Below are 19,992 nucleotides of genomic sequence, written 5' to 3' on the forward strand. Positions count from 1 at the left end.
TATTTTATAATTGGCATTACAAATCAAACTTTGATTATTGATCGCCTAAACAGATCAGTCATATTTAGAACACTCAATAGCAAGACAATGATTACGCATATTAAGGTACGTTACTCCCGATATGTTACCTCCAGGCATCTGCGTCACCATACCCCTAATATTGGTACTTGACCCGTTAAAAATGGCATAAGCATGATACTCCCCCTGAAATGGCCTCGGCAGTGGATCATTAACCACACCAACAACCAGACCTAGGGCCAGCGGGGAGACTGCCCATTTCCCCTCATTCGTTATGTTTATATTGTATCCTTCACCGTAGCTTTGCACGTCCGTTAGTATCCTTGTCTTATCAGTTAGAACAAGAGTCCCTGATGCATCCCAAATTGCCAGACCATAGTCTGGCTTTGGTTGTGGAAATATGGTGAAGAAATAAATTTCTGCCCTGGCTTGCTGGCTTCCGTAGGAAAACACTACCCGACATTCGTTTCCATTATAAACGGTATTAGCTTTTGCCTGGCCGTTAGTGAAACAGACAAAAGCTATCATTGGTTTTGTCTGGTCATAAGTTACCGCTCTGAATTCATCAGAATTTGTCCCTCCCCTAAGCGTTATTTCCTGCTTCGAATACAGCGCTAGCGGAATACTATCCGGAGTAACCCACATTTCACCGCTGGGTACAGTAAGCGTGACACCATAACTCATCCCTACCTCACTACCTGAACAATGATAAACCCGCGAGTCGCCGGGTAGGTTCCTGCGGAGAAATCCTCATCACTGGCATCAGAAATGGTGATCACGTTTCCCGATTGAGTAATGCGCCGACGTGATGATCCTGGCTGGTCCCCATTCCCAACAAAGAAAAACGACATATTTCTTCCCTGCGGAATGGAAAACTCCCATTGTCCTGATTTCTGATTTACGTCAATAAAAACAAAGCCTGTAACAGATACAGGCTTGATTCCATAGTTATTTGGGACACCATTGGCATCCCATGCGTTATAGCCAAAAGCCATCTGTCAAATTCTCCCTATTTTGCAACGCAGAACACCGTTCTGGTCATAAACAGCCAGACCAGAAGAATCAAGCTGAACGCGTCCTTCTCCTGGGACATTACCGTTCATCTCAAAAGCACCGCTTTTAGGCAAACGCCAGCCAGTGGAACCTGGCTGGTAGTCAGTCGACTGCAGACTGTCAGAAATCTGGCCAAAGTTAATCGTCAGGTTCCTGGCCATAGCCTGCTGCATATAGGCACCGTTCCCGTCGACACCGAAGACCAGATTGCTTTTATCGCCGTTAGGGACATATACCCCGAACGTATCAGCCTGCACCAGAAACTGTGACTGGCCACTGCCATCCATCCCCAGCTGAAGACCGGAGACATAGTGTTTACCGCCGGAGGACGTGCCAACCTTCACTCCCCACTGCGCACTCAGTTTCCCGTTCAGATCTGCCACAGTCGATGCCGTCTGCTGGACAGAGGCCGACATGTCCCCTACCTGCGACGTCAGTTGCGTCATACTTTCCGTCGTGGATTTTTCCAGGTCGGTAACGGTTTTATTCGTAGTGGTGATCGCGGCGCTGTTGTCGCCAATCATGCTGCGCATCTGGTTAAAACCATTCGCCATCGCCAGGCCATTGGCTGCGATAGTTTCGTCCTGCCGGGCAATACGGGCATCAGTGCTGTTAAGGCTGCTCTGCAGCTCCGTGAACTGCTTAGCCTGTGCGGTGATGTCACGTCCCTGCTGACTGACCGTCGCTGTCAGCTGCGTCACCGCATTCGCTGCCGCGCTCGCATCGGTCTGCGCTGCCTGAGCATCGGTCACATCGACAATATTGATATCATCCAAATACAGCGAGAACCCGGCGCCGCCCGATGGACCGCGAGTGGAAATCCACATCTGAGCGATACTGCGGTCGGCGGCCACGCTGGCGACTCCTGTCAGGAATGTCCATTTCCCACGGGTGATGTTCGTCTCATTTATGGTAACCGCGCCCGGCCACTGATTGGCTCCACCATTCTCACCGCGCGCATAGAGGCCAACAATTGCACTCCATGCGTTCGGCGCCGACATATCGCTGTCCATATATGCCCAGAGGGAGAAGCGGTACTTACCGCCACCTCGAACAGATAGCCATTTCCCCAGCATTTTATCACTGTTGCCGGTTTCGCCCGCTTTGCGGGTGATTTTGAGAGATTTCGACCCGTTACGGGAAACGTCTGTCGTTACTATGGCCGTATCACCATAGAGGCTCTTACCGGCAGCATATGACTCGAATGAACCGTCCACCCAGGGATTTAATCCCTGGCTTTGCAGCGTGCTCAGAGATGCGTTAATGGATGTGAGACTGCTGGCGTTTGCATCCAGATCTTTGCCTTGCTGCGTCACGGTATTCTGCAGCGCCTGTACCGTACTGGTATCCGCTTTCCCGGAAACGGTTTTGTTCAGCGAGCTGAGACTGTTATTCAGGTTCGTAATGCTGCCGGTGTGACTTGAAATCGTCCCTTCTGCATTCGTGACGCGGGAAGTCAGGCTACTGACCGCGTTGCTTGTCGCATCGAGATCCACTCTGTCAGTGATATCGATGAAATAAAAATCATCGAAATACTGATTACCCGATTTGAGTGAGGAATTGATCGAGACATCCACTTTGCCCGTTATCGTGGCTTTCCATGTACCGGTCAGCTCAACCCATGATGAGCTGGCAGGCCTGAACTGCAGTTCATACAACAGGCTGCTGCTACCAATACGCAGTTTATTATTACCCTGGGCATCGAGAACGGAACCAGCCTGACAGCGGGTAAAAACACCGATTTTATAGGTGCGATCTTTTGTGACATCCACGGACTGAGAGACTGCGCCAGTCCCCGTACCGCAGGACAAAATCCTGCTGCCGGTGTTGGGTGACTGGGCATCAATCACCGTGATAAAAGCACCACCGCCACTGTATCCGGTCAGACCGCGCTCAAATGACGGGTTGGCCAACAGGTTACCGACGAATCTTTTCGACGCGTCATTATCGGCAACCAGACTGTCGATGCCGGCATTCGCCGTGTTCAGGCCGTTCTGCAGACTGGTGATATTACTGCTCTGGGTTGAGATATCCTTCCCTTGCTGCGTCACCGTGTTTTTCAGGTTTTGCAGTGCTTCTGCATCTGCTTTTTTACTGACGTTGCTGTTGGTCGTATTAAGACTGTTCTGCAGGCTGGTGATGCTGTTGCCCTGGCTTGTCACTTTGCCTTCCGCGTTCGTCACCCGCGTAGTCAGACCGCTGATAGCCCCGGCATTGGCTGAGATATTCACCTCATCCGTAACATCGACCAGATAGAAATCGTCGAAATACTGTGCGCCGGATTTAAGGGACGAATAGATCGACACATCGACCATCCCGTCGACCGTCGCCTTCCATGTGCCGGTCAGCTCAACCCATGATGAGCCGGTTGGCAGATTCGCGGTGTCAAACTGGCGGTCGTACAGCAAACTCGTGCCGCCAATACGCAGTTTGTTATTGTTTCCGTCCTGCATGACCGAACCAGCCTGAGCGCGGGCAAACACGCCGATTTTATAGGTGTTGCCTTTGACGACAGGCACTTTCTGTGTGATCCCGGCAAGCCCCGCAGCACACATCAAAATCCTGCTGCCAAAATTGGGGGACTGAGCGTCGATAACTGAGGTCACATTGTTCCATCCGGTAAACGCATCCTGACCACGTTCAAATGACCCGTTGGAGATCATGTTTCCCGGAATTTTGCCATCCGCGGCCAGACTGGTCATGGCATCACTCAGGGTATTTGCCAGCTGCGTCAGACTGCTGCCCTGAGAGGCCAGCTTTTGGCCCTGATCCGTTACGGTGTTCTGCAACGTAGACAGCGCCGTTGCATCGGCCTTCCTGTTGACATTGGCATTCGTCGTCGACAGATCGCCGGTCAGCTTCGTAATTGCGCTGTTCGCCGCCGTGATGTCTTTACCCTGCTGCGTTACCGTGTTCTGCAGTGTCTGAACGGTATCCGCATCCGCCTTTTTGCTGACACTGGTATTCGTCGTTTTTAGCCCATTTTCCAGCTTCGTGGTCCGGCTCCCGATGCTGCTGAGCGTATCACCCTGCTGGGTGACTTTCGTCGTCAGAGACTCAACGGCAGAGGCGGTATTGTCAGCGGTATTTTGTGCCTTGTTTGCCGCCGTCACGTTGCGCAGATGCCAGTCAGTTGCATACCAGATGGTGCCGAACGGAGAACTCTGGTTCACCTGCAGGAACGGTCGCATCAGATTCGTGTCGGACGGTACGGTGAAGCGCCAGGTCACGCGCGTCCATGCTGCTGTGGCTTTTGTATTGCCACCGGAGGACCTCGCTTTGACATCGCCGGTAACGGTGGTTGCCCGACCGATGTAAAAATTAAAGTCGGCACTGCCTGCACCGCACGCAACCAGCGCAGACATTTCAAAAACGTCGCCCGGTGTGACGGCAATATTGTTGATGACGGGAATATGGTCACGACTGGCAAGACGGATCACATATGCAAACGGACACCCTGCAGGAACGCCATCAGCGTCGGAGGCCTGCACGGTATACCCCATGCGGTTATAAGCCGGGTCAAGCGACGGATTCGGGATGTAATCATCCCCGGCCGCTTTCGCGGCAAGGATCGCGGCATTCAGTTCAGTAATTTTGCTGCCGGCAGAAGAGATATCATTCCCTTGCTGCTCCACTTTGTTTTGCAGACTCTGTAACGCGGTGGTGTCAGCCTTTTTACTAACATTGTTGTTAGTTGTGTTAAGGCTGTTACGCAGGTTCGTCAAATCAGACGCCTGAGACGTTACTTTCCCCTCAACGGTATCAACCCGGCCGGACAGACTGCTGACGGCCGAGGCATCCGCTTTATTCGCCACGCCCGTAGCCGAGGTGACATCAATGTTCCGCAGGTAAAGTCGTGCACTGTTAGCCGGAGACCAGCCGCCGGCTGCAAAACGCAGGTAAACATAGCGTCCGGTGAAGGTTGCCGGGATGTCCAGCGTGACAGTCCGGCTCTGCCACTGCGTGGTGACGCCGTCCAGCCACGGGGATTGTGAGGTCAGCCAGTTTACCGGGTCTCTGAGACTGGCGATAAACCCGACCGTGTCCGAACTGTACGCCGTGATGGCTTCCGACATTTTAAATTCAAACGTCACCGTCAGAGAGACACCCGCTTCCACAGGAATTCGTGTGATGTTCGCCACCCGGACAGAGCCCGTGGTCGTCCGGATGGCTTTCTCGCTCGCATCCCAGGTAAACCCCGAGCCAGTACCTGAATCTTCCCACAGCGAGGCATCAGTTTTCAGGCTGCCGTTACCAATCAGACTGCCTTCCGACAGGCTGTTTTCCAGCATCGTCACCAGATCGCTCTGCGAGCTGAGGGCATCCCCCTGCTGCGACACGGTATTCTGCAGATTCTGCAGGGCGGAGGCGTCCGCTTTCTTCGTGATATCAGACTGTACTGCCGTCAGGTCGTTACGCAGTGAAACAAGGGAATTCCCCTGAGATGTGACCTTCCCCTCTGCCGCGGTCACCCGTGAATCCAGATTACTTGTTGCGTTCGCATTCGCATCGATATCAATGCGGTCGGTGATATCAGTGAATGTCACGTCGTCATAATACTGGATACCGGCACTGAGGTAATACATCAGCCCGACAGTGATGATGCGGTCCGTCGCCGGCTTATAACGCAGGGTGGTCTGCTGCCACGTTGTCGTGGAAATCGTAGCAGGATCGAGCTGCTTATCCGCTACCGCTGATCCGTCAGTGTTCCCGATACGTAATTTGTTATTGCCCGCAGAGCCGGGCGCCATAGTGGTGCCTGCGGCCACTTTCGTCCACGCGGAAAGCTCATAAGTGTGACCACCCAGTACCGAAATATTCTGCTGCAATGCCGCTGTGCCGGAAGCAGGTGCCAGACGCAGCGCCATTTTCCCACTACGTGGTTGCTGTAGCTCAACAACGGAGGCCTGAGAAGTCCAGCCGTTCCAGCCATCCTGTCCACGTTCGAATGTACTGTTTACCAGCAGGTTTCCCGGCGCGCTGGCATCCACATCAGCTTTCACGGCATCCAGCCCGGACTGTGTCGTTGTCAGACTGTTGTTCAGCCGGGTCAGCTGAGAAGCCTGAGAGGTCAGCGTGTTCCCCTGTTGCAACACGGTATTCTGTAAAGAAGACAGGGCTGCGGTATCCGCTTTTTTCGCCAGTGTCGCTTTTGCGGCATCCAGATCTGACTGCGTGGTCGTCAGGCTGTTTTGCAGTTTCGTGAGGGTGCCGCTCTGGGTCGATAATGAATCCCCCTGCTGCTTCACCGTGTTCTGAAGCGTCGTCAGCGCCGTCGCATCAGCTTTTTTGCTGACGTTACTGTTGGTAGTGTTGAGGCTGTTCTGCAGATTCGTCAGACTGGTGCTCTGGCTGGTTATCGCACTTTCGTTTTTCGAAACTCGGTTTTCCAGAGCAGTGGTCGCCGCAGCGGCGGCATCAATGTTAACCGCATCAGTGATATCCACGACATACGCATCATCCATGTAGACCTCACCCGCACTCAGCGATGCGCGCAGTGAAATCTGCATGGTGGCGTCTGCCGGTGCACGATATTCCAGACTTACGTCCGCCCAGGCATTACCCATATTTTCCAGTGTCAGCAGAACGTTTTTCACTTCAACATTGTTCGCGTCACGCAGGCTGATTTTGGTATTCCTGGCATTAGCAATCACGACAGCGGCATTACGTCGTACCCATGCGCCAACACGATACGTCCGCCCGCCTTTAACGACAAAAGACTGCGTCAGCATCGCATCGCCGGCGGTGATCATGCGAATGATGTTTTTCCCGGTATGCGGCCCCTGTGCGGCATAGACCTGCCAGTTATTGCCGTCGTTACTCCAGCCTTCTGTACCGCGCTCAAAGCTGGCGTTGGAAAGAAGGTTGCCCGGTGTTTTCCCGGCCGTATCAACATCCGCCGCCAGCTTACTCAAATCGTTCCTGGTGGCGGACAGGCTGTTGTTCAGCGTCACGAGCTGTGAGCTCTGGCTGTTCAGCGCCCTGCCCTGATTCTCCACCGTGCTTTTCAGTTCCTGCAAAGCAGTGGCATCGGCTTTTTTCGCCACGTTCCCGTCGGTGGTGTCGAGGCGATTTTTCAGGGAAGACAGATCACTGGAGGCAGAGTAGAGCGTTTTCCCCTGCTGTGTCACAGTGTTCTGCAGACTTTGCAGTGCGCTTGCATCGGCTTTCTTACTGACATTTGCGTTGGTGGTGTTCAGGCTGTTCTGCAGATTCGTCAGACTGTTACCCTGAGAAGTGATGCTCCCTTCCGCCGTCTCAACACGGCTAGAGAGTTCACTCACTGCAGAGGCATCTGCTTTTCCGGCGATCCCGGTTGAGGAATAAACCTCGATATCTTTCAGGTAAAGCCGGGCACTGTTCGACGGAGACCAGCCCCCCGCAGCAAAACGAAGGTAAACATACTGCCCGGTGAATTTATCGGGGATCGTAAATGTCAGGGTCTGTCGCTGCCATTCTGTCGTGACCGCTGTAAGCCATGATGCCTGGGAAACCAGCCAGTTCGTTTGATCGTTCAGGTCCGTAATGAAACCCACCGAATCAGACGAAATGGCCGAAATGGTCTCTGTCGTCTTAAACTCAAAGCTGAGTGTCAGCGTCATCCCGACTTCCACAGGAATACGTGTGGTGTTGGCGATCCGGATAGAACCTGTGGTGGTGCGCAGCGCTTTTTCGGCGGCCTCATATACAAACGCAGAGCCTGAGCCGGAGTCCGCCCAGAAGGTGGCGTCGTTGTCCAGACTGCCGTTTGAAATCAGGCTCCCCAGACGCAGGGAATTTTCCAGCGTGGACAACTGATCGCTCTGAGAGGAGAGCTTCCCTTCGGCATCCGAGACGCGTCCGGTCAATGCGGACAATGCCTGAGCATCGGCCTTTTTGTTCACCGCGCTGTTTGTTGAGGCTAAGCTGTTCTGCAGCTGCGTAATGCTGTTACCGGCAGACGTAATATCTTTACCCTGCTGCGTCACGGTGCTCTGCAGCGCGCCCAGGGCAGAAGCATCCGCTTTTTTAGCCACGTTCGCATCCGTCGTGCTGAGACTGTTTTTCAGACCGGAGATATCGCTGGATGCAGTGGTGATATCTCTGCCCTGCTGCTCCACCGTATTTTGCAGCGTCTGTACAGCGGCAGCATCAGCTTTCTTCGCAACGTTCGCATCCGTCGTTTTTAGACTGTTTTTCAGATCTGTGATACTGGATGACTGTGACGTAATATCCTTACCCTGCTGCGTCACCGTATTCTGGACTGAAGCGATAGCAGAGGCGTTGGCGTCTATATTGACGCTGTCTGTCACATCGATGACATAGAAGTCATCAAAATAACGATTTCCGGCTGTCAGGTAGTTATTCAGTGTTACTGGAAGGCGGGCTGTTTCCGTTGCTTTCCAGCGCTTACTGTATTTTGTCCAGTCCGTACCAGCTCCGGTATACGGAACCTCCAGTACTGGATTACCTGCGCTGTTGCCGATTCTTAACTTATTGTTGCCGGCGCCATTGTCCGTCGTGCCCGCGATCTGCTTAACCCAAACACCTACCTCGTAAGTGCGACCCTTAACAAAGTCGATAGTCTGACCCGGGGCAACACTGCCAGGATCAACTTTTAGTGCACGTGTACCGGTTCGCGGCGCCTGTACTGCCACCACCGTGCTCTGTGCACTAACCCCGATATACCCGTCCGTTCCACGTTCAAAGGACGGGTTGACGATAAGGTTGCCTGGAATGGCGGAAGCAGCGTCGGAATCCGCGATAACATTGTTCAGCGAATTGTTCAGCCGGGTAATGCTGTTGCCCTGACTCGACACTTTTCCTTCCGCGGATGTAACACGGGATGTCAGGTCACTGACTGTCGTCGCGTCAGCCTTCTTCGCCACATTGCTGTCAGTCGTATCGAGCGACGTTTTCAGGTTCGTGATGCTGCTGTTAGCGGCAGTGATATCCTTACCTTGCTGAGTTACCTGATTCTGCAGTGACTGGACAGCGGCAGCATCTGCTTTTTTGCTCACATCGCTGCTGAGGCGGTTCAGGCTATTCTGCAGGTTCGTGAGACTGGCCCCCTGAGAAGCCAACGTGTCCCCCTGCGTGGTAACCTGCGTTTTCAGCGTCGTCAGCGCCGACGCATCGGCCTTTCCGGCCAGGGATGACTTCAGGCCGGTGATGTCGGATGCCATCGCCTCATCGGCTGTATTCAGCGTATCAAGGGACTGGTTTATCGTTGACAGGCTGTCGTTGATCCGGGTCTCAAGAGACTGTCGGGCGGAAGCTTCGGCCTTGTCCCCTGTGACTCGTGCCTGTTGTTCCTGATAAATCAGACCAGAACTGACTTTGGTCAGATCATTTCCGTCATACGAGCCTCGCAGCTGAACAGCCAGGTCTTGTCTGTTTGCCGCCTCTGCCGCGTCCGCCTGCGTCCGGGCAAGCTGCTCGTTCTGCAGCGCGGCCATGCCGGCCCCCGGCGTCGGACGTCCCACGGCCAGCCAGTCAATTAAGAAGTAATTCTCTTCATTCTGACCCTGCGCCAGATCTAAACGGAAACGACGGATGCGCTGCGATGGCAGCCACGGAATATCATGCAGCGTGACCGTCGCCGTATCGTTAACGTCATATTCCGGCTCATCAATCACAACTGAACGCGCATTATCCCAGCCGGATTCGTCCGCGCCAATCCAGAGCAGGCGTCCATTCCATGCCGGGTTACCGACTTTTTTCAGGCGAAGCTTGATGAAGCGGTAGGCGGCGGCATCGATGCCCAAATCATTCGGGGAGCGGGCACTGGAAGTACCGTTATCCGCTTTCAACCATCCATCATCCGTGACGAGCATTGGCGTGTAACCATTGTCATCTTCGGTCCAGCCCTCATTGCTGGTATCAAAATACCAGATATTCAGAGGATCAAACTGTTCGCCCGTACCGGCGGCAACCTGGGAGATTTGTTGTGCCAGTGACTCTGTAGCCGTCTGCAGCTGTGAGTTGAGGGAACGGATCGCGGCTTCGCGATTATTCTCCTCATTCAACAATGCATCCGCACGCGCTTTCGCTTCACTGGACACCGCACTAATACGCTCAGCTGTTTCATTTGCCAGTGCATCGGCTGTTCTGGTGTCAAGCTCAGATACGGCTTTCACTCGGGCGGCATTTTCTGCAGCGATAGCATCGTTACGTTTCTGTGCTTCGTCAGCAATAGCCTTACTCCGGGCAGCAGCTTCATCCTTCACGGCATCTGAAATCGCCGTTGCCCGGGCCCGGGCTTCATCTGCCAGCGCGTAAGCTCGATCAGCTGCTTCCCGGGCAATGGCATCCGATAGTTCAGCCGATTCCTGTGCAATAGCGTTTGCCCGGTCAGCAGACTCCCGGGCAATGGCATCAGACAGTTCAGCCGACTCGCGCGCGATGGCTGCTGTCCGGTCAGCCGATTCCTGAGCAATAGCACTGGCCCGCGCCAGCGCCTCATCCGCCAGGGCTTGTTCGATGTCATTTCTGGTTTCCTGCACCAGTTGCTGCGCTTCCTGCTTCGCATCCGTTACCTGTGAAGCAACGTCCTTTTTCGCTGCTTCAATTGCCGAGTCCACCTCTTCGGCCACGGCCCGGGTATCAATCTCTTTCACCAGTGACTGATACGTTTCCGTATCTTTAATGGCTTCATCCAATTGCTGGAAGTAATCACTGACGTTATCGCTGGACATTCCCTGCACCCAGTCGGTCCATGACGAGGCATTGCCCAGGCGGTCAACCAGACGCGCGCGGTACCAGAACTGCGTGGCAATCTGCAGGCCCATCTGCTGATACTTTTTACCGGGGTACGCCAAATCAGTTAGCGGCAGTGCTCCGTTGCCGTTCTGGTTCGGGCTGTACTGCAGTTCAGTACGCTGAGTATCCTCTGCTCCTGCAGGAAACTCCCAGCGGATTTCAATACCTGCGGTCAGTGAAACGGTTGTCAGCGCCAACGGCGGCAGCGGTTCGCCAACTTTCCCGGTCAGGGTCTTCTCTTCGGAATACGCCCAGCCGCTCGAGATCTCCGCCGCATTGATCGCGCAGACGCGAACCAGGTAACGACCGGCATAAATGCCGCTGACCTCAAACGAGGTGGTCGAGCTGCGCGGCACATTAATCCAGTTCCCGTCGTTACGGCGCCACTGCGCTTCGTAGGCAATAGCACCGCTGACCGCTGACCAGTTAACCTGCATCGTTTCGACGCTGATCCCCTGATTCACGACCGAGCGGGATGTGATGACAATATCCTCTGGAGGTGACTGGTTGCCCGCCGGCAATACGCTAACCGGGCGCTGGTCGATAATAGCGCCGGTATCGATGCGGGCGAATTTATCCGGATCATGTGCCACGCCGGTGATCGTGAGGGTGGCATCGCTGTTCTCTTTTACCCCTGTAACCCGGTACTGCTGCAGGAAGAGGTCATCGGATTCAATGGCCCAGACGCATTCCCGTTCTGGTGTCTCACTGTACGCCGTTGTGACCGTAATCTGCCGGCGTCCGTTAACAGCCTGAATGGTCCGGCTCTGTGAGATACCGGATGGCAGGTTTAGCTGGAGACGGTCGCCAGGTTTGGCATCCACATCTCGATCCAGCGTAATCACCCGGCCATTCACCGCACTGATTCTCCCGCCGTTGACCCGTCCGGCCAGCAACTCATCCGCCAGGGCAATGATATAACCGGGTTGAGGAATGCGACCGTCCAGCCCCACATCAAACTCAACGACCCGGTCTTTGTTGTTGGTCAGTATGCCCCACAGCCCCTTACGGTGGGCTTCGCTCTGGCGCGTACAGCCAATCGCGGTCATTTCGAGCTGGTTAAAACTGTAGCGGGAAACCAGTTCCGGGATAAACGCCGGCTCCATTGCATCAGCATAAGCATTATCCGGATCAGACCAGGAAATCAGGGCGTTGGTGTACCGAACCTGGCTGCTGCTGCTCGAATAACGGGGTTTGCCGACAATATTGGCGCGCGTATAGGTAAAATCGACATCACGCGGCATATCAGCCTGCACAACAATCTGCTCACCGTTCCAGCAGGTCATGCCCCGGAAAATGGCGGCAAAGTCTCGCAGCACGGTGTAAGCATCGTTGCGTTCCTGGACATAGACGTTACAGGTATAGCGCGGCTCCATGCCGTCACCACCACGCCCGTCAGGAACCAGCTGATCGCAGTACTGTGCAATCTGGTACAACGTCCATTTCGAAATATTGGCGCTGCTCAGACGATTACCGAGACCAAAACGGTCAGCTGTAACAATGTCGTAATAGATCCAGGCCGGGTTATCCGTCCAGGCCCATTTAAACCCGCCGGTCCAGACCCCGGTATATTCACGAGTTTCCGGATTGTAGTTATCCGGCACACGAATCACTCGCCCACGCGGCTCACAGGAAATTTGCGGAATGCTGCCATTCAACTGGCTGGCGTCGAACTCGATATAAAGCAACGCGGTGTTGGGATAACGCAGTTTGGCATCAATCACTTCGGTGTAGCTCTGCAGCGTCATCACGTCGCCGACTTTGACACTGTTCGCATCCGGAGTGATTTTACGCAGGCGTAGCGTCCAGGTACTGCCGGCCTGGGGCAGATCAATGCGATGGCTCCGCTCATAGCCGGAGGTGGCTTTACCCGTGACAGCGGTTTCCAGTACCGTCTGCCAGGCGCCGCCATCGGTCTGCAGGTCAATCGCATACTCAACGGTATTGCCCACCACGTCGCCGTCATCTTCCTGTTTCATCAGGGACGGCCATTTCAGGCGGACGCGAACGGCGGATAGCTGGGTATTGGTAAAGGTATGGGTCCAGGCTGTCTTGCTGGAAACTTCCGTTCCTACACTTATTTCATTTTCAGTACCGGGAATACCCTGAATATACGTCTGAGCCTGCGTACCGGGGCGAAATTCCCAGTACACGCCACTGAAGTTTTGCGAACCATCAGCATTTTCAAGCGGGGTACCATCGCGATAAATATTCTTCCCAGTTAAACCACCTGCAAATTCCCCCTCACCTAATGCGATCAGAATTTTGGCTTTCGCAGCGGACTGTAAATCATTCGGCTGTTCCGTCGGTGTACGCGGTTTTGAGTCGCCACCCTTGCGCCCTTTAATTATGTTATTTGCCATATTACGCCCATAAAAAAACCACCGCAAGGTGGCCTGGATTGGATGGTTTACTGAATAAAACTTATTGCTGGTCTTCTACATAAATACCAGCAGATATAATGGCGCCACCAATTCGGCGTTTGCCATAAAGCAAAGGGACTGGGTATCCCTGAGAGGCAGTGTTCGTCACGCCCCCAAAGGCGTAGGACGCTTTATTGTCAGCGGATTCTTTTCGTGCCAGGCCTGCTGGCTGTGGGGAAAGCATCTGAACAACGCCGCCGAGCATCATGGCACCGCCAGCCAGCCCAATATTCCACGCAGTACCTGAGACTAAAACACCGGCGCCGGCAGGTCCAAGCATAACGGCAGCAGCTATGATTACTGCGCCAAGGATAGTCTGCAATACTCCCGCTTTTTTGCTACCAATGACTACAGGGACAATGCGAATTACTTCCCCGTTTATGGGGAATCCTAAGTCATCTAGACCTATATTTTTTTCATCCTTAAATACCGCATAGGTTAATCCGCGTTCTTCACTGGATATCATGAATTTTTCAAAACCCGGTATCGTATTTGCTAACGCTATACCTGCTTCATGCGTAGTAGAAATCAATCGATGATGAACTTTTCCAAACATTTTTCCCAAGGTGCCAGAAAGCTCAATCCTTGTCATTGTTTCTTTCATATATACCCCAAAAATGAAGGCCTGAATATAATCAGGCCTATAATTTTTAAAGATGCACTTCTTTAATTAATTCCTTTCCATTCCTTAAAATGGTGACTTTCACGTTATCCCCTAAGTGATATTTTTCCATCGCCGAGGTCAAGTCGTACTGGCTTCGCACCGCATCATTCCCTACCGCTGTGACAATATCATCATCACGTAAACCTGCTTTATAAGCAGGACCGCCATTAGTAACACCTTTTATTAACATCCCTGCAGAATAAGACGTGTTTTGTACCTCATTCCCCTTGGTGTCAGACATTCTTGCCATAAAACCCATTCTGACTGGTGCAAATTTCTCAATATAATCATTAATATATTTATTGAAATTAATAGCAGCCTGATATACATCAGGAACGCATCCAAACATATTTGAGCATGATATACGTACGTTTATTGAGCTAGCACCTGTAGGCAAAGGATTTTTGGTTACTTGGCATGCAATTGATGCACTATTAGCAGGGGAATTGTATGTTTCTATATAATCACTACTATAGTTCTGGATTTTCATTCCACAATTCTGATTCACCCACTGTCTTGCTGCAGCCCAAGCCGCATCGCATTGTTTTTGGGATGAACAGTATGGCGTGGTTCTATCAATTTCAGCTTGCTGCTTTTGTCTTTCTGAGTTTGATACACATCCTGCTAGTGCCAATGTGGCTAAAAAAATACCTACTTTCTTCATATCCATATTCCCATGAGTAAAGGAAGTTAGATGGTACCAAAGAGAAGTGATATATAAAGCCTAAGTTAATGTTTTGTATCGAACAATCTTCATCGTCCTTTCCATCCAGTATCCACCATACGGTACACGCTTGCTGAGATGGCCATACAGGTGATGCAGCAGCATATTCCCTTCCAGCAGAATTCCGGCGTGGTTCCACTTATCCGCCTGCACCTGCATGATCACCATATCACCTGCTTGCGGTGGACCATTAAACTCACGGAACCCGCATTCATACCAGCAGTCCTGATAAAAATTATCGGGATACTCCTTTTCCCACCACGGATAGTCGACGCGGTAATCGTGCAGCTCGATGCCGTGGGTTTGCCGAAAATAGCTCATCACCAGACCCCAGCAATCGTAGTGGCCCAGCACGAATGGTCGCTCGAGGAGCGGCAACTCACCACGCGGGTGAATGGTACGGAGATCGCCTTCTGGCCAGCTGATAATATGCCAGGGGAGAAGGGTTGCGTCGCATTGCGCTTTATCCAGTTCGCTCGGCTGGGTGGTGGCATCAGGATGGCTGTGAACAATACCGGTGATCGTTCCCCATTCCTCAACCTCCGCATAATCCTCCGGCGCCAGCACAAAATTATCTTTCGACTCTGTGGCCAGGTTCCGGCAGGGAAAATAACGCTCCGCTCGGCCCTTCTGGGCGACGAGGCCGCAGGCCTCGCGCGGATATTCTGCGGCCGCATGTTCCTGGATGGCCTTAATCGTTTTCTGACGCATATCAGCTCCTGATTAATGAAGTGCCGGGGAACCCGCCAAACGGCAGTTCACTATTCTCACCATGACGTAATTTGCAGGCCGTGAGCGTGCCGTTGCAGACATCCTGCGACGGGTCATCAACTGGCTGATTGTTCCTGTCAAAATACCGGGTGCCGGCATAGTCGCACCCGTTACCACTGCGGTATTGATTGCGGATGCACCAGGTGCAAATCGCATGCAGCTGGCGAGTGGGGATCATTATCCCCTGCAGGGCAAACGGGCTGGAGAGAGTAAATTCCACCTTCTCATCGTCTTCATAATGCTTTACGTCAATGAAGAAAAGGCGCCGTTTCTCCTGCGTAGGATCGGCTGAGGCATTCCCGTCCGGGAAGTTCTTCGCATCGAGATACTGTTTTTGTGTGTCGTGGATGACAACCCGCGCCAGAGCCAGATCATCGTAATGAAGACAGAGCGCGGATATCTTTCCGTCGATGTTCCCTACCCGCAGCGTTGGCTGCGCGTCGCTGCCAGTGGTGGATGACTCGATCCCTTCGATTTCACATGGCCAGGCTTTATACTCCCGCCCCTGCCACCAGATGCTTTTCGCCGGCAGCTTATTCAGGTCGCCGCCAGCGGCGAGGATTTCGGCTGCAGTATGGGGAACGTTATAGCCGTGGAAATACAAAACCTCGTCCAGGCCAAACGCCTGGCCATCGATCTCCAGGAGACGAACCTCATCGCCTGGCTCTAACTTCTGATAATTCGCGTTAAGGCTCATGGTTTAAATGCCTGAATAAAAGTGGCTGAAAGTGAGTAATTTCCGCCGCCCAGCGGCACCGGTTTGTATTGTTCGCAGCGGTAAAGCCCCACCTCTTCCAGAGGCGGGGTCCACTGAAACGCGCGGGTGCCGGCATGACGGTCGAGGAACTGCTTAATCGGACGGATATAGTCCTCCGTACCGACAAAACTCAGCTCCCAATCCTGTGATCGGGTGTTAATACCATCGCCGGATACCTGCGCATACCCGTCACCGAACTGCGCCTTCCGGACACGAAAGTTAACGGTCTGCTGGGGATTAACCCGCGGACTCCAGGTGAATATCTCAATAGCCATCAACGTTGTCCTTTAACTGCATTCCAGACCATCCCCCCAGGGCGCATATCCTGCGCCATCAGCTCCCTGTATTTTTTCTCCACAAACGAGCCAATCTGCTGGCCAAACTGCTCAAAACCAGCCGGCGCCTGCGTTGAGGTATTTCCGCCTTCAATCGTGATATAGACCTTTGGCCCTTCCGACGTGCCGGCGTTCTGGCCGCCGGCGTTCTGACTTCCACCAACAGCACGTACACCCAGCGAACCATCGCCGGCACGTGTCAGTGGCATGATGGCCTCCGGCCCGGCCTCACCAAATACGCCAGCCCCCTTTGCGAAAGCGAAGAACTGCGGAGAGTCGTAGACCTGATTACGGTATGTACTGAGGGATGGCGAGTCGTAGACGCCGCCTTTGGCGTTAAACTGGAAGTTACTGGCGGCATTCTGGATCGCCGTCCCCGAACCTGCATCTGCAGCACCCGCAGCGCCCGTGACAACGCTGGTCCCGACGCCCACCACGCCCATAATGGTTTGCATGACCGAACTGGTGACCAGCGCCTGAGCGGCCATATCAACGAGGTTTTTTATGATTGACTGTGTGAGCGAGGAAAACAGGTCAGCCATGTTCTCCTTAAAGCTTCTCGTCCGCGTCAGCATGCTCGTCAGGAAGTTGCTCGAGCGTTCATGGGCCGTTTCAAATAACCCGACGGCTAGGCTCTGGAATTCGCCCTGTGATCGATATAACTCCAGCGACGTCTGATATTGCGAATCTGCAGAATCCTTCGTCGCCTTCTTCATCAGCATTTCGTACTGTTCTTTGCTGATCGCGCTGCTCTGATAGTACGACAGCAGCAAAGCCTGCCGCTGCGTTAACTGATTGCGGAGTGCTACCAGTGGATCAACCTCACCGGCGATATCCAGTTTAGGCGCCGCGATTTCGTCAGCCTTTGCCTGCAGCAGCTCTTTCGCGGTATCTCTGGCCAGAGTTATTCGTGCGGCCTGGTACTCTTTTTCATCAAGAAGGCGAGCTTTGAAAAGCTCAGCCAGGTCCCGGCTGGCTTCCTGCTCTTTTCGCAGAGTTTCCTGGGCGGGGGAATACTGCGCGGCCAGATCCAGTCGCTGTTTCTGGTAATTCTCTGCGTTCATTAACAGCGCGCGCTGCAGGTCAGCATCACTGGCGCCATTTTTCTTCGCCGCTTCCTGCAGCTCCCTGTTACTGTCCTTTTCCTGCAGGTTAATTCTGGCCAGGCTGGACGCATGGGCTTCTTCAATTTGCTGCCGCAGCGTTTTGAACTGGTCGACCTGGGACTTACTGCCTTTCCCCGTGCCGGTACCGCCATCGCCGCCCCAGGGATTTCCCTCTCCGGTCTCTTTAGGGGGCGTGCTTAACGCCCCTTTCAGATCGTCCGTAAGGGAGGTTATTTTTCCCGATAAACCCAGCTGAGCCAGTGTTTTTGCATCACTGACACGCTTAATGTTTTCCTCAGTTTTGCGGAGTCCCTCGTTAACGCTTTCGAGATCCGCCCGTGCACGCGCCTGGCCTTTTGTCACCCCTTCCAGCTGGCCGAAGGGGTCAAACCCTTTCAGGCTGTCGATACGACTGTCGGCATCCTGAATCTCTTTCATCAGCTGGTTACGCTGCACGACCTGGTTTTCGTACTTATCCTCCAGGTCGAACTGCTTCACATTTAACTGGTTAAGCGAGAGGCGCATCAGCGCTTCACTGGTTTCCACTACGGCATCTTTTAAATCAATGGCCGATTGCCGGGCTTCTTTTGCCTGTTGATGGAAATACAGTAATGCAGATCCAGCCAGCGTCGCCGCGCCAACCGGACCACCAACAAAAGCCAGGGCGCCTCTTGCCAGGCCCACCGCAACAGAGGCCGCGCGGGCTGATATCGACAATTGCCGGTTTGCCGCCGCCAGTTTCAGTTTCGCCTGGCTGGCCAGATTGGTTTGTTCAGTTTCCTGTCGGATGAGGCGGGCAAACTCATCTTGGTAACTGATATTCATCCCGTACTGTTTAGCCGTCCGCTCCATCTGCCGGTAGTGGCCAAACTCAGCGTCGTTCTGTTTCAGGATGGCAGCTGTCGAATCCAGCGTTTTGCGGGCAATATCCGCATCAGCCTGCGCCCGCGCTTTTACCGCCGCCTGGCTTTCCCGCCAGGCCGCGATATTCTCCCGCAGCCCTGCGGTCAGTTTCGTGGATAGCACGGGGATCAGACTGTAAAGCGCCACGCTGGAGACGGTGTTGAAATTGTCTGCCAGGCTGTTCAGTGCCTCCGTGGCAACCTGAATCCCGCTGCGGAGTGGCCCGTTACTGCTCTGGCCGATCTTAATGACCATCCCTTCAAACGCACTGCTCAGACCCAGCAAATCGCCGTTCAGGTTGTTAACCCTGATGGATGCCTGCTCATGCGCCGTTTTGGTACCGGTCAGGGAAGCGGTCAGCTCATCAAGCCTTGAACGGTTCTGGACCAGGATAGACGCCGCATTCAGGTTCTCCACGCCAAACAGTTTTACGGCCTGGGCCGTGGAGAGATTTTTCCCGGATAGATTGGTCAGCGCCTGGCTGAGACCAACCACGGACGGCTTGAGACTCTTGTCCGTGCCCTTTTCCAGATTCAGGATGACGTTACGCAGCGCCGTGCCGGCTTCACCGCCTTTAATTTCACGCTCTGCCAGCACCTGAATCGCGGCATTCAGCTGCTCAAAACCAACGCCGGCCTGTGCGGCTGCGACGCCACCATTTTTAATGGCGGCCGCTGTATCCACAATCTCCGACGACCCGTACTTCGCGCCGGCGGCCAGCACGTTGATATAACGATCCGCCTCCTGCGCGCTCGCCCCGTACTGGTTTAAGGAGAGCGCCAGCGTTCTGGTCGCATCGGGCAGCGTTGTGCCGGCGGCCTGCGCCAGGATAAGCGCGCTGTTCGTAGCCTTCTGCAGTCCATCGGACGTTTTTAAAAGCTCCGGTTTAGCCGACGCCATCAGCTTTAGCGCCTCGGCGGCCTGGCTGGCGCTGTACTCTGTCGTGCGTCCCATTTCCTGCGCAGCCAGATCCAGCGCTTTCATTTCAGCAGCAGTCGCACCGGTGATGGCCTGCAGGTCTGATAATGCCTGTCCATATTGTCTGGACGTGGTGACGATCGTACCGATGGAAAGACCGGCTCCTGCCAGCCCCGCCAGCCGGCTGGCCATCCCGGATATCGACAGACCGACCTTCTTATAGGCGTCCTCCGTCTTTTTCGCGTCCGCCTGGGCATTACGGTTAAACCGTCGTGACTGGTTCTCCGCATCGCCATACGCTCCCAGCAGCTGGGATTTAAAACTGGCTGCGTTCAGGTGCAGCCCGACCGCTAAAGATGCGACGTCTGCCATTACATTAATGCCCTCATGACTGCCGCGCATTCATCATCGACCCGGGATGGCGCAGGTGTGGTTTCGGTAGGTGGCGTGTTTTCATCGCCAGGACGGCGGAAAGTGCCCTGTTTCAGGAAGTAGGCTCGCCAGTGGTACAGAGTGTTTGCCGGCAATGCGGCAATTTTGGATGGGTCAGGCTCGCCCCAGCGGTCGGCCAGCCAGAAA

Annotated in this window: 9 protein-coding genes; all 9 read right to left on the reverse strand. The window is 53.9% G+C overall.

All coding sequences use genetic code 11. The features are described from left to right. Positions 1–54: 54 nt before the first annotated feature. Positions 55–702 (reverse strand): hypothetical protein, encoded by a 648-nt coding sequence (locus K5R89_RS23235; RefSeq protein ID WP_060577940.1) that lies wholly within the window; start codon positions 700–702, stop codon positions 55–57. 2 nt (positions 703–704) lie between these two features. Next, a complete protein-coding gene (locus K5R89_RS23240) occupies positions 705–1,013 on the reverse strand; it encodes a hypothetical protein (RefSeq protein ID WP_141407584.1) in 309 nt (102 codons plus the stop codon). 3 nt (positions 1,014–1,016) lie between these two features. After that, on the reverse strand, positions 1,017–13,175 hold the full coding sequence (locus tag K5R89_RS27605) for a carbohydrate binding domain-containing protein (protein WP_227601702.1): 12,159 nt from the start codon (positions 13,173–13,175) through the stop codon (positions 1,017–1,019). A gap of 61 nt (positions 13,176–13,236) precedes the next feature. Next, the gene (locus tag K5R89_RS23260; RefSeq protein ID WP_117022627.1) at positions 13,237–13,839 is read right to left on the reverse strand and encodes a tail assembly protein; all 603 of its coding nucleotides are present in this window, start codon (positions 13,837–13,839) and stop codon (positions 13,237–13,239) included. A 46-nt stretch (positions 13,840–13,885) separates the two neighbouring features. Further along, entirely contained in the window at positions 13,886–14,563 is a 678-nt protein-coding gene (locus K5R89_RS23265) for a PDZ domain-containing protein (RefSeq protein ID WP_159227515.1), read from the reverse strand. A 60-nt stretch (positions 14,564–14,623) separates the two neighbouring features. After that, positions 14,624–15,334 (reverse strand): C40 family peptidase, encoded by a 711-nt coding sequence (locus K5R89_RS23270; RefSeq protein WP_117022629.1) that lies wholly within the window; start codon positions 15,332–15,334, stop codon positions 14,624–14,626. A gap of 1 nt (position 15,335) precedes the next feature. Then, positions 15,336–16,091: a phage minor tail protein L gene (locus tag K5R89_RS23275; protein ID WP_048290175.1), complete on the reverse strand. Its 756-nt coding sequence runs from the start codon at positions 16,089–16,091 to the stop codon at positions 15,336–15,338. After that, entirely contained in the window at positions 16,088–16,426 is a 339-nt protein-coding gene (locus K5R89_RS23280) for a phage tail protein (protein WP_017880254.1), read from the reverse strand. Before K5R89_RS23280 ends, K5R89_RS23275 begins: the two co-directional genes overlap by 4 nt. Continuing rightward, positions 16,426–19,785 (reverse strand): phage tail tape measure protein, encoded by a 3,360-nt coding sequence (locus K5R89_RS23285; protein ID WP_057222645.1) that lies wholly within the window; start codon positions 19,783–19,785, stop codon positions 16,426–16,428. Before K5R89_RS23285 ends, K5R89_RS23280 begins: the two co-directional genes overlap by 1 nt. Positions 19,786–19,992 lie beyond the last annotated feature (207 nt).

The sequence above is a fragment of the Klebsiella sp. TF21-TM genome, assembly GCF_019753495.1.
In the GTDB taxonomy this organism is placed as follows: Bacteria; Pseudomonadota; Gammaproteobacteria; order Enterobacterales; family Enterobacteriaceae; genus Klebsiella; species Klebsiella quasipneumoniae.

Excerpts from the sequence above, each read along its gene's own strand:
- K5R89_RS23235 (WP_060577940.1), bottom strand. The coding sequence starts at position 702 with ATGAGTTATGGTGTCACGCTTACTGTACCCAGCGGTGAAATGTGGGTT.
- K5R89_RS23240 (WP_141407584.1), bottom strand. The coding sequence starts at position 1,013 with ATGGCTTTTGGCTATAACGCATGGGATGCCAATGGTGTCCCAAATAAC.
- K5R89_RS27605 (WP_227601702.1), bottom strand. The coding sequence starts at position 13,175 with ATGGCAAATAACATAATTAAAGGGCGCAAGGGTGGCGACTCAAAACCG.
- K5R89_RS23260 (WP_117022627.1), bottom strand. The coding sequence starts at position 13,839 with ATGAAAGAAACAATGACAAGGATTGAGCTTTCTGGCACCTTGGGAAAA.
- K5R89_RS23265 (WP_159227515.1), bottom strand. The coding sequence starts at position 14,563 with ATGAAGAAAGTAGGTATTTTTTTAGCCACATTGGCACTAGCAGGATGT.
- K5R89_RS23270 (WP_117022629.1), bottom strand. The coding sequence starts at position 15,334 with ATGCGTCAGAAAACGATTAAGGCCATCCAGGAACATGCGGCCGCAGAA.
- K5R89_RS23275 (WP_048290175.1), bottom strand. The coding sequence starts at position 16,091 with ATGAGCCTTAACGCGAATTATCAGAAGTTAGAGCCAGGCGATGAGGTT.
- K5R89_RS23280 (WP_017880254.1), bottom strand. The coding sequence starts at position 16,426 with ATGGCTATTGAGATATTCACCTGGAGTCCGCGGGTTAATCCCCAGCAG.
- K5R89_RS23285 (WP_057222645.1), bottom strand. The coding sequence starts at position 19,785 with ATGGCAGACGTCGCATCTTTAGCGGTCGGGCTGCACCTGAACGCAGCC.